The organism is Mycetohabitans sp. B8 (assembly GCF_021991875.1).
GTDB lineage: Bacteria > Pseudomonadota > Gammaproteobacteria > Burkholderiales > Burkholderiaceae > Mycetohabitans.
In genome coordinates this window covers 118547-131222 of sequence record NZ_JAHLKR010000016.1, presented here as the reverse complement: position 1 = coordinate 131222, position 12676 = coordinate 118547, and the positions used below count along the sequence as shown (strand labels likewise).

At 61.9% G+C, this 12676-nt stretch carries 14 protein-coding genes and 1 pseudogene; 3 read left to right on the top strand and 12 right to left on the bottom strand.

The features are described from left to right. Nucleotides 1-12: 12 nt before the first annotated feature. From rpsR to KQH60_RS06620, 6 genes and pseudogenes are all read right to left on the bottom strand, one after another. Nucleotides 13-288, bottom strand: a complete 276-nt coding sequence (gene rpsR / locus KQH60_RS06645; protein ID WP_237575721.1) for a 30S ribosomal protein S18 — start codon at nucleotides 286-288, stop codon at nucleotides 13-15. A gap of 2 nt (nucleotides 289-290) precedes the next feature. Then, nucleotides 291-593 (bottom strand): primosomal replication protein N, encoded by a 303-nt coding sequence (gene priB, locus KQH60_RS06640; RefSeq protein WP_237576077.1) that lies wholly within the window; start codon nucleotides 591-593, stop codon nucleotides 291-293. Between the two features lie 45 nt (nucleotides 594-638). Beyond that, nucleotides 639-1016 (bottom strand): 30S ribosomal protein S6, encoded by a 378-nt coding sequence (rpsF, locus tag KQH60_RS06635; protein WP_237575720.1) that lies wholly within the window; start codon nucleotides 1014-1016, stop codon nucleotides 639-641. A gap of 362 nt (nucleotides 1017-1378) precedes the next feature. Further along, on the bottom strand, nucleotides 1379-2407 hold the full coding sequence (locus KQH60_RS06630; protein ID WP_237575719.1) for an asparaginase: 1029 nt from the start codon (nucleotides 2405-2407) through the stop codon (nucleotides 1379-1381). Beyond that, nucleotides 2404-3996: an ABC-F family ATPase gene (locus KQH60_RS06625; RefSeq protein ID WP_237575718.1), complete on the bottom strand. Its 1593-nt coding sequence runs from the start codon at nucleotides 3994-3996 to the stop codon at nucleotides 2404-2406. Before KQH60_RS06625 ends, KQH60_RS06630 begins: the two co-directional genes overlap by 4 nt. A gap of 98 nt (nucleotides 3997-4094) precedes the next feature. Beyond that, nucleotides 4095-4244, bottom strand: a pseudogene (locus KQH60_RS06620) (carbonic anhydrase); the annotation flags it as partial. A 128-nt stretch (nucleotides 4245-4372) separates the two neighbouring features. Between KQH60_RS06620 and KQH60_RS06615 the strand changes: the two are divergent. After that, the gene (locus KQH60_RS06615; protein WP_237575717.1) at nucleotides 4373-4732 is read left to right on the top strand and encodes an ABC transporter permease; all 360 of its coding nucleotides are present in this window, start codon (nucleotides 4373-4375) and stop codon (nucleotides 4730-4732) included. On the opposite strand, the gene KQH60_RS06610 is transcribed toward KQH60_RS06615, so the two are convergent. After that, nucleotides 4729-5304 carry a DUF6013 family protein gene (locus KQH60_RS06610; protein ID WP_237575716.1) on the bottom strand — a complete coding sequence of 192 codons (576 nt, stop codon included), beginning with the start codon at nucleotides 5302-5304 and terminating at the stop codon, nucleotides 4729-4731. The genes KQH60_RS06615 and KQH60_RS06610 overlap by 4 nt on opposite strands. 1002 nt (nucleotides 5305-6306) lie before the next feature. Between KQH60_RS06610 and serB the strand changes: the two genes are divergently transcribed. Further along, nucleotides 6307-7146, top strand: a complete 840-nt coding sequence (serB, locus tag KQH60_RS06605) for a phosphoserine phosphatase SerB (protein WP_237575715.1) — start codon at nucleotides 6307-6309, stop codon at nucleotides 7144-7146. 46 nt (nucleotides 7147-7192) lie between these two features. On the opposite strand, the gene KQH60_RS06600 is transcribed toward serB, so the two are convergent. Both KQH60_RS06600 and KQH60_RS06595 read right to left on the bottom strand, forming a co-directional pair. Continuing rightward, entirely contained in the window at nucleotides 7193-8398 is a 1206-nt protein-coding gene (locus KQH60_RS06600; protein ID WP_237575714.1) for a cystathionine beta-lyase, read from the bottom strand. Between the two features lie 17 nt (nucleotides 8399-8415). Beyond that, complete coding sequence (locus KQH60_RS06595) at nucleotides 8416-8991, bottom strand: hypothetical protein (RefSeq protein ID WP_237575713.1); 576 nt, start codon at nucleotides 8989-8991, stop codon at nucleotides 8416-8418. 110 nt (nucleotides 8992-9101) lie between these two features. Between KQH60_RS06595 and KQH60_RS06590 the strand changes: the two genes are divergently transcribed. Further along, a complete protein-coding gene (locus tag KQH60_RS06590) occupies nucleotides 9102-9500 on the top strand; it encodes a hypothetical protein (RefSeq protein WP_237575712.1) in 399 nt (132 codons plus the stop codon). Nucleotides 9501-9503: 3 nt separating this feature from the next. Here KQH60_RS06590 and rimO read toward each other — a convergent pair whose 3' ends face one another. The 3 genes from rimO to KQH60_RS06575 form a co-directional block, all read right to left on the bottom strand. Further along, entirely contained in the window at nucleotides 9504-10841 is a 1338-nt protein-coding gene (gene rimO / locus KQH60_RS06585; RefSeq protein WP_237576076.1) for a 30S ribosomal protein S12 methylthiotransferase RimO, read from the bottom strand. 381 nt (nucleotides 10842-11222) lie between these two features. Then, complete coding sequence (gene phaR / locus KQH60_RS06580) at nucleotides 11223-11798, bottom strand: polyhydroxyalkanoate synthesis repressor PhaR (protein WP_237575711.1); 576 nt, start codon at nucleotides 11796-11798, stop codon at nucleotides 11223-11225. Nucleotides 11799-11906: 108 nt separating this feature from the next. Beyond that, complete coding sequence (locus KQH60_RS06575) at nucleotides 11907-12647, bottom strand: 3-ketoacyl-ACP reductase (protein WP_237575710.1); 741 nt, start codon at nucleotides 12645-12647, stop codon at nucleotides 11907-11909. Between the last annotated feature and the right edge of the window lie 29 nt (nucleotides 12648-12676).

Here is a 12676-nt window from a genome sequence, read left to right as displayed (position 1 = left end):
ATCGACGCCGGCTTAGGCCTTGTGCAGGTCCGTGTACGGCAGCAGCGCGAGGAAGCGCGCGCGCTTGATCGCCGTGTCGAGTTGGCGTTGATAGTGAGCCTTCGTGCCAGTCAGACGCGCCGGCGTGATCTTGCCGTTTTCGCCAACGAAGTCCTTCAGCGTCTCAATATCCTTGTAGTCGATGTACTCGACGCCGGCTGCCGTGAAGCGGCAGAACTTCTTACGCTTGAACAGCGGGTTCTGTTGCTGGCGACGCTTGTCGAATTTCTTACCAGTGGGACGAGCCATGATCAGTCCTTTTCTATATCCTGCAATGCTGTGATGTGAAATACCAGGGTTTTCGCGTTACGGTGTCGTCGGGCCAGAAAACCGTCGAAATGCGCGTGAACGCCCAACCCGCATGCCGCCACTTTGCCGCTGATGTCGCCGGCGGCCAGCGCTGGGATGGTCAGCTCGACGCGGCGACTCACACCGGCCTCAACAACTTCCGACTCGTGCCGCAACACGCAATTGACGATTGGCACGCCGGCTGGCGTATAACGCACCGGATCGCGCTCGATGACGCTCGCCACGAGCTGCAACCGGTTCGACATGCGCATGCGACGGCTTGCGCCTGTTCCCTGATATTGCCCGCTACGTTACGCCTGCGCTTCGGAAGCCTGCGACTGTGCAGCCGCCTTCTTCGCTTCCTCACGCTGCACTTCCTTCATCATCGGCGACGGGCCGGTCTCGGCCTTCTTCATCTTGACGATCAGGTGGCGCAGCACCGCGTCGTTGAACTTGAACGCATGTTCCAGTTCGTCGAGTGTGGCTTGGTCACATTCGATATTCATGCAGACGTAGTGCGCCTTCGCGAGCTTTTCGATCATGTAGGCCAACTGGCGGCGGCCCCAATCTTCGATACGGTGAATCTGGCCACCGTGGCTGGCGATCGTCGACTTGTACTTCTCGATCATCGCGGGCACCTGCTCGCTCTGGTCGGGGTGCACGATGAACGTGATTTCATAGTGACGCATAGACACTCCTTATGGATAAAAGCCACCCGAGCGTCGAACCGGTGTGGCAAGCGAGAAACGAATGATTTTAGCCTAACTGCCCCGTCTACGCAATCGGCGCTTGGGTTTCTGACGTAATGTCAATAAGTTATCGGCAGGCACGCTCATGCCTGGCGGCGGCGCTTCTGAAGCTCGGGTGTCGCCGTCGAGGCTCTTATCCGATCACACGCCAACCGCGTGTGGTGCTTGCCATATAACTCGGTTTGGCAGCGCTCATGGACCTGCGTGCGCCGACAGACGCCCCGTCGCGCTGCACATGGAACCGTGCGCAACAGAACTGCCAATCGGCGCGGCGTCACGGCAGCCATCCGCCGTGGCAGCAATCAATACTGGTCAAACAAGCTCTGCAGCATCGCAAGCTCGCTCCAGCCATGCGCGAGCGCGAGCGCGAGCAGCACGCGCGCCTTGTATGGGTTCAGTGTGCCGGCACTCACCAAGCCCAGCGCGTCGTCCGGCGCAGCGCCATTGCGCATTACGTGCCCGGAACCGACGCGCGACGAACGCACTACCGCGACCCCACTCGCACGCGCATCGGCCAACGCCTGCTGCAACGTCGCATGAATCGAACCATTGCCCGTGCCGGCGACGACGATGCCGCGCACGCCGGCGTCGACCAGCGCGTCAACGATCGCCCGTGACGCGCCGGCATGACTGACAACGACCTGGACCGCGGGCAGCGCGCCCTGCGTCTCGATGACATCGAGCTTGAACACCGATTCCACTGTATGCGCACGCGTCACACGCCGTTGGAACTCGACGCGGCCGTCCTGCACCCAACCGAGCACACCACTTTCTGGCGACGCAAATGCGTCGATCGCATACGTGCTGACCTTCGTGACGTCGCGCGCGCCGTGGATCTGGTTCGCGAACGCGACGAGCACGCCGCGCGCCGCGGCATGCGGATTGGCGGCAAGCGTCACCGCGTTGAGCAGGTTCAGCGGACCATCGGCGGACAATGCACTCAACGGCCGCATCGCCGCGGTTACCACGACCGGCTTCGTGCTCGCCACAGTCAGCTGCAGCCAATACGCCGTCTCCTCCAGCGTATCGGTGCCATGCGCGATCACTAGCCCATCGATGTCGTCCTGCGCGAGCAAAGCATTGATGCGGCGGGCCAGCGTGATCCATAGCGCATCGCCCATGTCCTTGCTGTCGATGTTCGCGACCTGCTCCGCATGGATCCTCGCGATACTGCCCAGCGCCGGCACGGTGGCAAGCAACCTGTCCACGCTGACCACGCCGGCCTTGTAGTCGGCGGTGCTGGCCGCGTCGGCCGCCTCACCGGCAATCGTGCCACCGGTTGCCAGCACCGCGACCGTGGGCAGTGGCCGGTGCGCCGCCTCCACGCTCATTCGAGTCCCTGACTGGCAAGGAACTCGTCGTAGCGGCCACTGAAGTCGACAATCGTGCCGTCCGGGCGGACCTCAATGATCCGGTCCGCCAGGCCGTTGACGAATTCACGGTCGTGCGACACGAAGATCAGCGTGCCTTCGTATTTCTCGAGCGCAATCTGCAGCGACTCGATCGACTCCATGTCCATGTGGTTCGTCGGCTCGTCCATCAACAGCACGTTATGCCGGCCGAGCATCAGCTTGCCCCACAGCATCCGACCTTTCTCGCCGCCCGAGAGCACTTTGACGGATTTCTTCACGTCGTCGCCAGAAAACAGCAGGCGCCCGAGCGTGCCGCGCACCATCGTCTCGTCGTCGCCCTCCTGGCGGAACAGGTCGATCCAATCGGTCAACGTCACGTCGTCCGGAAAGGCCTCGGACGTGTCCTGCGGCATATAGCCGACATTCGCGTTCTCGGCCCACTTCACGTGTCCATGATCCAGCGGCAGGTTGCCGAACAATGAACGCAGCAACGTGGTCTTGCCGGCACCATTCTCGCCAACAATGGCGATCTTCTCGCCCGGCTGCACGGACAAGTCCAGGTTTTGGAAGATCGTCCGATCATATTTCTTCGTGATTTGCTCGGCGCGTACCGCAATGTTGTGCAGCTTCTTGTCGAACTCGAAGCGGATAAATGGATTCTGACGCGACGACGGCTTGAATTCCTCGATCTTGATCTTGTCGATCTGTTTGAGCCGGCTCGTCGCCTGGCGCGCCTTGGACTTGTTCGCGGAGAAGCGACGCACGAAGTCCTGCAGGTCCGCAATGCGCTCCTTGGCCTTCGCATTCGCGGCAGCCTGCCGCTCGCGCGCCTGCGCCGACGCGAGCATGTAATCGTCGTAGTTACCCGGGTAGATCTTCAGCGTGCCATAGTCCATATCCGCCATGTGCGTGCAGACCTGGTTCAAGAAGTGCCGATCGTGCGAGATGATGATCATCGTCGAATCCCGCTCGTTCAGGATGTTCTCGAGCCAGCGGATCGAATTGATGTCCAGGTTATTCGTCGGCTCGTCCAGCAGCAGCACGTCTGGGTCAGAGAACAGCGCCTGCGCCAGCAACACGCGCAGCTTCCATCCGGGCGCGATGTTGCTCATTGGCCCATTATGGTCTTCGATCGCGATGCCGATGCCGAGCAACAACTCGCCGGCGCGCGCCTCGGCCGTGTAGCCGCCATACTCGGCGAACTTGGCTTCCAACTCCGCCGCGCGCATGTAGTCGTCGTCGCTGGCCTGCGGGTTCGCGTAGATCGCGTCGCGCTCGCTCATCGCCTGCCACATCTCGGTGTGGCCCATCATCACGACATCGAGCACCCGCATATCCTCATACGCGAACTGGTCCTGGCGCAACTTGCCCAGACGCACATGCGGCTCGAGCATGACCGTACCGGCACTGGGCTCCAGGTCGCCGCCGAGGATCTTCATGAATGTCGACTTGCCGCAGCCGTTCGCGCCAATCAGCCCGTAGCGGTTGCCCTCGCCGAACTTGACGGAGATATTTTCGAACAAGGGCTTGGGCCCGAATTGCATCGTAATGTTCGCGGTAGACAGCACGGGGACGTCCTCAAAGCAGGATTCGGGAGAAAACCCAATATTTTACCACCCTAGCGCCCGTGGCAAAGACCAGCCAAGGCACGGCCGGGCCGGCGCGCAGCGCCACGCACGATCGGCGACTCACGCAACCGTCGCACCTGCTCAATCACGTTTAGCTCGGCCAGCCGGTCCGCGCGCGCATCGAAGTCACTGATGCGATCGAGCTCGTCACAATGCCGCGCCGCGAGACCGCGAATCACGGCGATGCGCAAGCGCAACACGTTTTCGGAAAGCAAGGGGTTTAGATACGCCGGGGCGGCCCCTGGGTTGCGCGTCGCGCTGGGGGCTGACGCAATGAGCCGTCGCGCCACGCCCTACGGTTTGCACTGGCACGGCAATGGCTTATTGTTACTCGGCTAAGGCAGCGAAATCAGCGCCGCGAACGGATCGAGCAGCCTCACCGCGTGTAATCAATGCGCTGGCCTGCCCCCCCCCCGACGGGCGGCTACTTGAACGTGCCCGCACGTACTTAGAGCGGCGGCCGGACGATATCGGCTCGATTTGGGCCGGCTCATGGGGGGCGCTGTCGGCCTGTTTGCAGTCGATCGCATTTCTCCCTGGCATAAGCCTTTCTCAGAGGCCCTGGTACGAGCCTCTCTATGCAAGACCAATCGTCGGCATGATCCTGGGCAACACATTGACCGGCGTGTCGCTCGGGCTGAAGCGCATGACCGGGGAGTTGGCCACGCACCACTAGTACTGGGCGGACACCGACAACCGCGTGCCGTCCGACAACGTCACCGTCTTGGGCTTGCCATTGATCGATAACGATAGCCGGGTGACTTGAGAGAACGACACTGTTTTGGGACAGGCCAACGGCTTGCCATCGACGATCACGGTCGATGTGCGCTGCACCGCGTGGCCGCTGAAGTACAGTTGCAGATTCGCCACATGGTTCTCAACGATCGGGGCGAGCCTGAGTTGGATTTGCCGGATCGGCGCGCCAGCAGCATCGACTGGCACGCTGGAGGCGCCGGGACAACGCGGCGGCACCGAGGCTGGCGCTCCGGGGGCAGGCATACGCCATGTGTAGTCATCGGTCTGTCCGGAGCGGACAATGCGCGTTTGCTGCGCATTGCCGTACGTTTTCGACGTCACCTTGACGGTGTACTTCACCCGCGGCGCAGACGCCTCGGGCAACGGTTGCAACTGCGCCGTGGCGCTCACCGGCACGGCGGCGAGTACCATGGGCAGCATCAACGGTCTCAGCCACACCACGACGCGGCGGATTGCTGCTCGATATCGGGTGCGCGAACGGCTTAACATCATGTTATTGCCTCCTTGCTGTACACGGAATGGCTCCTGTATTTGTCAGTGTAGCGCGCATCGCCCATGCCGCGACGGGTGGCCATCCCGCGTTGCCGCTATGGGCTACACGCGCCCGCATGAAAAACCCGCCACTGTCTTGTTTGAAAACATTAGAGGCGATACATCCCGTTGGCATATGGCCATTCTCCCGCGAGCGCATGAATCTCCACCCCCTGTTGTCCAAGCAAAGTACGGTATTGCTTCGCGGGCTTTCTTGAGGCTTGTTGGCTCGGTGGGAGCAAGTACTTCGAGATCAGGGATGTCAGTCGAGTGAGGCAATCGCGGGGTACCAAGCGGCCTACTGGCGTACTATTGGCTTAGCATCGTCGGCCAAAGATGCGCTCGCCTCCAACGCACAGCTTTATTTAGTTCAGGGGGGACGAGATCAAAACGCGCCCGCAGTCGACTATGAAGCAGGTATTGCCTATCTAATCGCACACGATCGTCCCTTTGTGTCCGAGTATATTCCGTGTGGCGACCATTTCCTGACGTGTCCAGACGACGGTGAAGAACCTAAACATCTTCAAGGGGTCATTGTGCGTGGTATGGAATGGTTTCTGACCGCCCAGATACAACGTGCTTCAGCGGTCTCGTTCGATTCTTTAGCAACGTCAAAGTAATCTTTGTCACCGGCGTGGCGAGCCATATCAAACCATTACCGTTCCGGCAAGCCGCTCAGGCTGTACAACGCATCTGGTCCGACCCGTATCGTCCACGGTCCTAACAGCCATCATGGCATTCGGCGTGACGCTGCTCTTCGCGTTGGGCCGCTATACATGCCGGACGATGGCGGGGACAAGGTTGGGCGCCCACCGTCGAGCCGCCCAGTCGACATGACTGCATCGAGCTGGCGCGCAACCCCGCGGTGCCCGCGCCGCGAGCCGCTACAATAGCCGCTTTTGCCGCGACGCACGCGGCCCGGATCGCCGCCGATCCGCATCGACCACCGACACCTGTAGAACGATGAATCTAGTGATCCAAAGCGCCGCGCCGCTGTCTGACGACCATCTGCGACTGCTAACCGCGTTGGCGGGCGGCACGCATGCCGAGCGCCTCGACGCGCACGCGCTGCGCGTGCGCGACGCGAGTCCGTCGCAACGCGCCGATATCGCTGCATATTGTGGCGCGCACCAGCTCGACCATGCGTATGTTCCACCGCGTCGGCTCACGGATTTTGGCCTTGTCGCAATGGATATGGACTCGACGCTGATCACGATCGAGTGCATTGACGAGATCGCCGACTTCTGCGGTTTGAAGACGCAGGTGGCGGCCATCACCGAGGCGGCAATGCGCGGCGAGATCAAGGATTTTAACGAAAGTCTGGTGCGGCGCGTCGGCCTGCTCGCCGGCCTGGACGCCAATGTGCTCGCGAACGTGTACGAGCAGCGCTTGCGCCTGTCGCCCGGCGCGCAGGCCATGCTCGACGGCGCGCGTGCCACCGGTCTGCGAACCCTGCTGGTGTCAGGCGGCTTCACGTTCTTCACCGAGCGCCTAAAGTCTCGGCTCGGGCTCGATTTCACACGGGCGAACACACTGGAGATCGTCGACGGCAAGCTGACCGGACGCGTGGTCGGCGAAATTGTCAATGGCGACGTGAAAGCGCGCACGTTGCTCGACACGTGTGCCCAACTCGGCATTGAACCATCACGCGCGATCGCACTCGGCGACGGCTCGAATGACTTGCCGATGATGGCATCGGCCGGCTGGTCAGTCGCGTTCCGCGCCAAGCCACTGGTGCGTGAGCACGCCAGCTGCGCGTTCGATCACGTCGGGCTTGACGGCCTGCTGCGCCTGTTCGACTGACGCAGCGGCATGACCAGCGATCGCAAGGTCGCCGGCGCGCGATACGTCATCGCAAATGCCGCGTCAGGCTGCGCTCGATGTCGGCGCGCAAGTCGGCCTCGTGCTCCAGGCCGATATAGAAACGCACCAACACGCCACGATGCGGCCACGTACTGACGGTACGCATCGCCGCAATGTCATACGGCATCGCGATACTATGCGCGCCCCCCCAACTCCAGCCGAGCGCGAATAGCTCGAGTCCTTGGACAAATGCATCGACCTGCGCACTCGTATAGCGCGGATCGAACACCACCGAGAACAATCCTCCCGCACCGGTGAAATCCCGCTTCCAGTATGCGTGGCCTGGGCAGTCTTCAAATGCCGGATGCAGCACCGCGGCGACCTCCGGGCGGCCCTTCAGCCACCCGGCGATCGCCAGCGCGCTGCGTTCGTGCGCGCGGTAGCGCACTTGCATCGACGGCAACCCGCGCAGCACCAGCGAGCAATCGTCAGCCGACACGCCGAGGCCGACGCGCATCCGGGCCCGCTTCATCGCCAGGTACAAGTCGTAGTCCGCCGTGATCGTCGCGCCCATCAGCACGTCGCTGCCGCCGGACTGGTATTTGGTCAGCGCTTGCACCGAGATGTCGACCCCATGCTCAAACGGCTTGAACACGAGGCCAGCCGAATAGGTGTTGTCGAGCGCCGTCACGATGCCGCGCTCGCGCGCGAGCGCCGTGATGGCGGGCACGTCCGGCACCTCCATTGTTACGGACCCGGGCGCCTCCAGCCAGATCAGCCTCGTGTTCGGCCGCAGCAGCTTAGCCATTGCCGAGCCCACCATCGGATCATAATAGCGGACCGTGATCCTGAAATCCTGCGCGAGCCAGTCACCATGCTCACGATTGGGGGAATAAACGTTGTCCGGAACCAGCACGTCGTCGCCCGCCTTCACGAATGCAAAATAGACATTCGAGATCGCAGATAGGCCGGAGGGCTGCAGCAATGCATAACGCCCGCCTTCGATCGCCGCGATACGCTGCTGCAAGGCCGCCGACGTCGGCGTCGCGTGCAGGCCATAGCGCCACTGCGCATCACTGCGCCAGTCCAGCGCGCGCATCGACGCTAAGTCCGGGAAAATCACGGTCGATGCCCGTGCGGTCGGCACCGAGAACGATTCAAAGCCGGGCTGCACAGACGCGGCGGGATGAAGCAACTCGGTCTGCGGGTCGCGCGCGGCGCCGGCGGGCGCGGCGGAAAAATCTTCTGTCATCGTTTCACCCTCCTCGTTCATTGGCCTGTCGTCAGATTCGACATGCTGCCAACGTGGCGCGACGGCGCGCCGATGACGGCCCCGTGGATCGGAGAGCGCGCGCCGCGAGCGGCCGCGTTGGAGGGTTGCAACTCGAACGGTTGCGGCTCGGAATCGTCCGGATTCATCCGCTCGCCCTGGATGCTGCCGTCCACGGCCACCTTGCCGACCCAGTTGCCCGTAATGTGCGTGCCGTCGTCCGATTCCTCGATCTGCAACGTGCCGTTGTCCAACTCGCCGGCCACGAGGATGACCCCAGCGGCACCGTCGAGGAAGCGGTATTCGCCCTGCACGCCGGTCGGGTCATCGGACTTCGCGCCTAAGCGCATTTCGATGGGCCGCGCGCCGAGCGCGCCGGTGTACAGCGGAAAGTCCGCGTATTGTGGATTGGGCTTGAGTGGCAACTCAGGCGGCGCCAGCGCGCGCACGGCCGCCCGCGATGCACCAGCATCCGCGTCGGCGGCATTGCTGCGCGGCTGCGGCGCGCCGCAGGCTGACAACACGAACGGAATCACGCAGGTCATTGAAATACAAGCAATGGGCTTCATCGGCATGTGTCAAAAAAAGTGGCGTTATCAGTATATCGGCGCAAGCGGTTATGATCCGGGTTTTGCCGCCGCGCACGGCGGCAAGGACCGTACAGGCGTTGTTTTAAGGAATCGCAATGGCCGTTTTCAACCGCGCGGCGGGCATCGCCGCCATCGTTTCGGCGAGCACGGTGCTCGCCGCCTGCAGTTCATGGTCAATCCCGTTCACGCACCGCGAGCCCACTGCGCCGGACCTCGCGCCGGCGAGCCGCTCGGCGGACAACATGGTGCGGCTAGATGCGTCGATGCGCTCCGGCTGTGACAGCGTGCAGAACATCGAGAAGCCGTCCGACGCGGCGCCGACGCCCGGTCAGCCGCAGCGCTGGATCGCGCACACCTGCACCGGGGACATTTCATACGATATCGTCGCGACACAGACCGACGATGGACCTGTCGTCCAGGTACTGCCGGTCAAGGGGCCGCTGGACAAGCCGATCAACCCCAGCTTCAAGCCGGCGCTGCCCGAGCACGAGTAGTGCTTAAACGTCGCCCCACAGGTCGTGCCCGTCCGCGCCGGTGATCTTGACGTTTACAAAATCGCCGACCTTATAGCGCCGCGATGCCTTGCTGGCCGGTGACACGTAGACTACGCCGTCGATTTCTGGCGCGTCCGCCGCCGAGCGCCCGATGCCCCCATCGGCGTTGACCTCGTCGATCAGCACCTTCAGCGTCTTGCCGACCTTGCGCTTTAAGCGTTCGGCGGAGACCGACTCGGCAACCGCCATGAATCTCGCGCGACGCGCGTCGCGCACGTCGTCCGGCAGCGCGCCATCGAGTTCGTTCGCGCTTGCCCCTTCGACAGGGGAATAGGCGAAACAGCCGACCCGGTCCAGTTGCGCTTCGCGGATAAAATCCAGCAACACCTCGAACTGCGCTTCAGTTTCTCCCGGAAAGCCGACGATGAACGTGCTGCGTATCGTCAGGTCCGGGCACGCTTCGCGCCATGCCCGCACGCGCTCCAGCGTTTTTTCGGCGTTCGCGGGCCGCTTCATCCGCCGCAGCACCTGCGGATCGGCATGTTGCAGCGGCACGTCCAGGTACGGCAGCAGGTGGCCACGATACGGGCCGTCGTCCATCAGCGGCACGATTTCGTCGACGCTCGGATACGGATACACATAGTGCAGCCGCACCCATGCGCCATACTGGACGGCCAGCTCGCCAAGCGCCGTGGCAAGCTCGTTCATTCGCGTCCTCAGCGGGCGGCCGTTCCAGAAGCCGGTGCGGAACTTCACATCGACGCCATACGCGCTCGTGTCCTGCGAAATCACCAGCAATTCCTTAACGCCAGACTTGAACAGGTTCTCGGCTTCGAGCATGACTTCCGCGACCGGGCGCGAGACGAGATCCCCGCGCATCGACGGGATGATGCAAAACGTGCAGCGGTGATTGCATCCCTCGGAGATCTTCAGGTACGCATAGTGTTTCGGCGTGAGCTTGATGCCGGCCGCCGGCACCAAATCGACAAACGGATCGTGCGGCTTGGGCAAATGCGCATGAACGGCCTGCATCACTTCACCGAGCGCATGCGGGCCGGTCACGGCGAGCACCTTCGGGTGAACCTGCTCGATCAGACCCGTGCCGCTCGCGTTCTTTTTCGCACCCAGGCAGCCGGTGACGATGACCTTGCCATTCTCGGCCAGTGCTTCACCAATCGCGTCAAGGCTTTCCTGCACGGCCTCATCGATAAAGCCGCACGTATTCACGACGACTAGGTCGGCGCCGTCATAGGTACCGCAGATCTGATAGCCTTCCGCGCGTAGTTGCGTGATGATCTGCTCAGAATCGACAAGCGCCTTTGGGCAGCCGAGGCTGACCATGCCCACTTTGGGCGCGCAATCCGGCTTGACCTTTGCTTTGTGATGGCTTTTCACTAATGTACCGTACTTGTGAGGGTTTCTAGCGCCTTGCGCCGACAAAGCCACATTTTACCGTGCCAAACACAGTCCCCCACTCAGACGGCCTCGAGTTCCACTGCGACCACGGCGAGCCGCTGCGCGTGACGTGTGCGCTTCACCGCTGCGACGGCCATACGCAATCGGGCCGTCGCCTTCGTGCATGGCAACGAGCAGCCTCCTCATAGTGCGCTGAAATACCGCTCGCCCCGCACGTTCCGGCACCCGCCCGGCACGCGATCCAGCACCCGCCCGGCGGGCAATCGAGTCCCGGTGCGGGAGCGCCATCCGGCGCACTGGCGCCAACTATTTCTTATCGCCGCCGGTCGGTGACGTGCCGCCACCCGGCGCGAACGGAAAGCTGCTGAACAGGGTCTTGGCCTGGTTCTGCATTTGCTCTTGCATCTGCACGAACATGTTCTTCGACTGTTCGATGTAGCTGGTCATCATGCCTTGCATCATCGGCGCTTGCATGTTCATGAACTGCGACCAGATTTCTGGGTTCAGCGCATTGTTGTCGTACAGTCCCTTCGATTGCTCAGAAAACTTGTTTTGGATGTCGATAAATGCCTGGATATTTTTCTCCAGGTATGCTCCCATCAAGCCTTGCATCGCGTGACCATAGAAACGAATGATCTGCGACAGCATCGACGACGAGAACATCGGCACCCCGCCGCTTTCCTCTTCAAGGATGATCTGCAGCAAGATGCTGCGCGTCAGGTCCTCGTTGGACTTGGCGTCAACCACCTTGAACGCTTCCTGATCGAGCACGAGCTGCTTCACGTCGCTCAACGTGATGTACGTGCTCGTCTCGGTATCGTAGAGCCGACGGTTCGGATATTTCTTAATCAGACGTTCGGCAAATTTCTTTGTAGTCGTCATGTCACGCCTTCAAGGACGAATGCGGACGTGCCATCCTCAACAGACGGCATGCCCCTTGTTCTGCGATGCATGCACGGCGCGCGTGGGCTCGCGCGCGCCACACGCGCATCACCCCATGTGCAAACCACCGTTCAGGGAGAAGTCCGCACCTGTCGCGAAGCCCGATTCGTCCGATGCGAGCCACGAGACAATCGATGCAATTTCCTCCGGCGCGCCGAGGCGCTTGACAGGAATAGTCGCGATGATTTTCTCGAGCACGTCTTGACGAATCGCTTTGACCATGTCGGTGCCGATGTAACCCGGCGACACAGTATTGACGGTCACGCCCTTGGTCGCCACCTCTTGCGCGAGCGCCATCGTGAAACCATGGATGCCGGCCTTGGCCGTCGAGTAGTTTGTCTGCCCGAATTGCCCTTTTTGGCCGTTCACTGACGAGATATTGATCACCCGCCCCCAGCCGCGCTCGACCATGCCGTCGATGACCTGCTTCGTGACGTTGAACAGGCTCGTCAGGTTCGTGTCGATCACCGCGGTCCAGTCTTCGACGGTCATCTTGCGAAACACCACGTCACGCGTGACGCCCGCGTTGTTGACCAGCACGTCGATATCACCGACTTCGGCCTTGACTTTGTCGAACGCCGCTTTGGTTGAGCTCCAATCGCCGACATTGCCCTCGGACGCGATGAACTCGAAACCCAATGCCTTCTGGTCGTCGAGCCATTTTGTGCGACGGGGCGAGTTTGGGCCGCATCCGGCCACCACACGAAATCCATCGCGGTGCAGCCGTTGGCAGATCGCGGTACCGATGCCGCCCATCCCTCCCGTTACGTATGCAATGCGCTGTGTCATCTGTTACGTCCTCCGATATCGATTCTGTT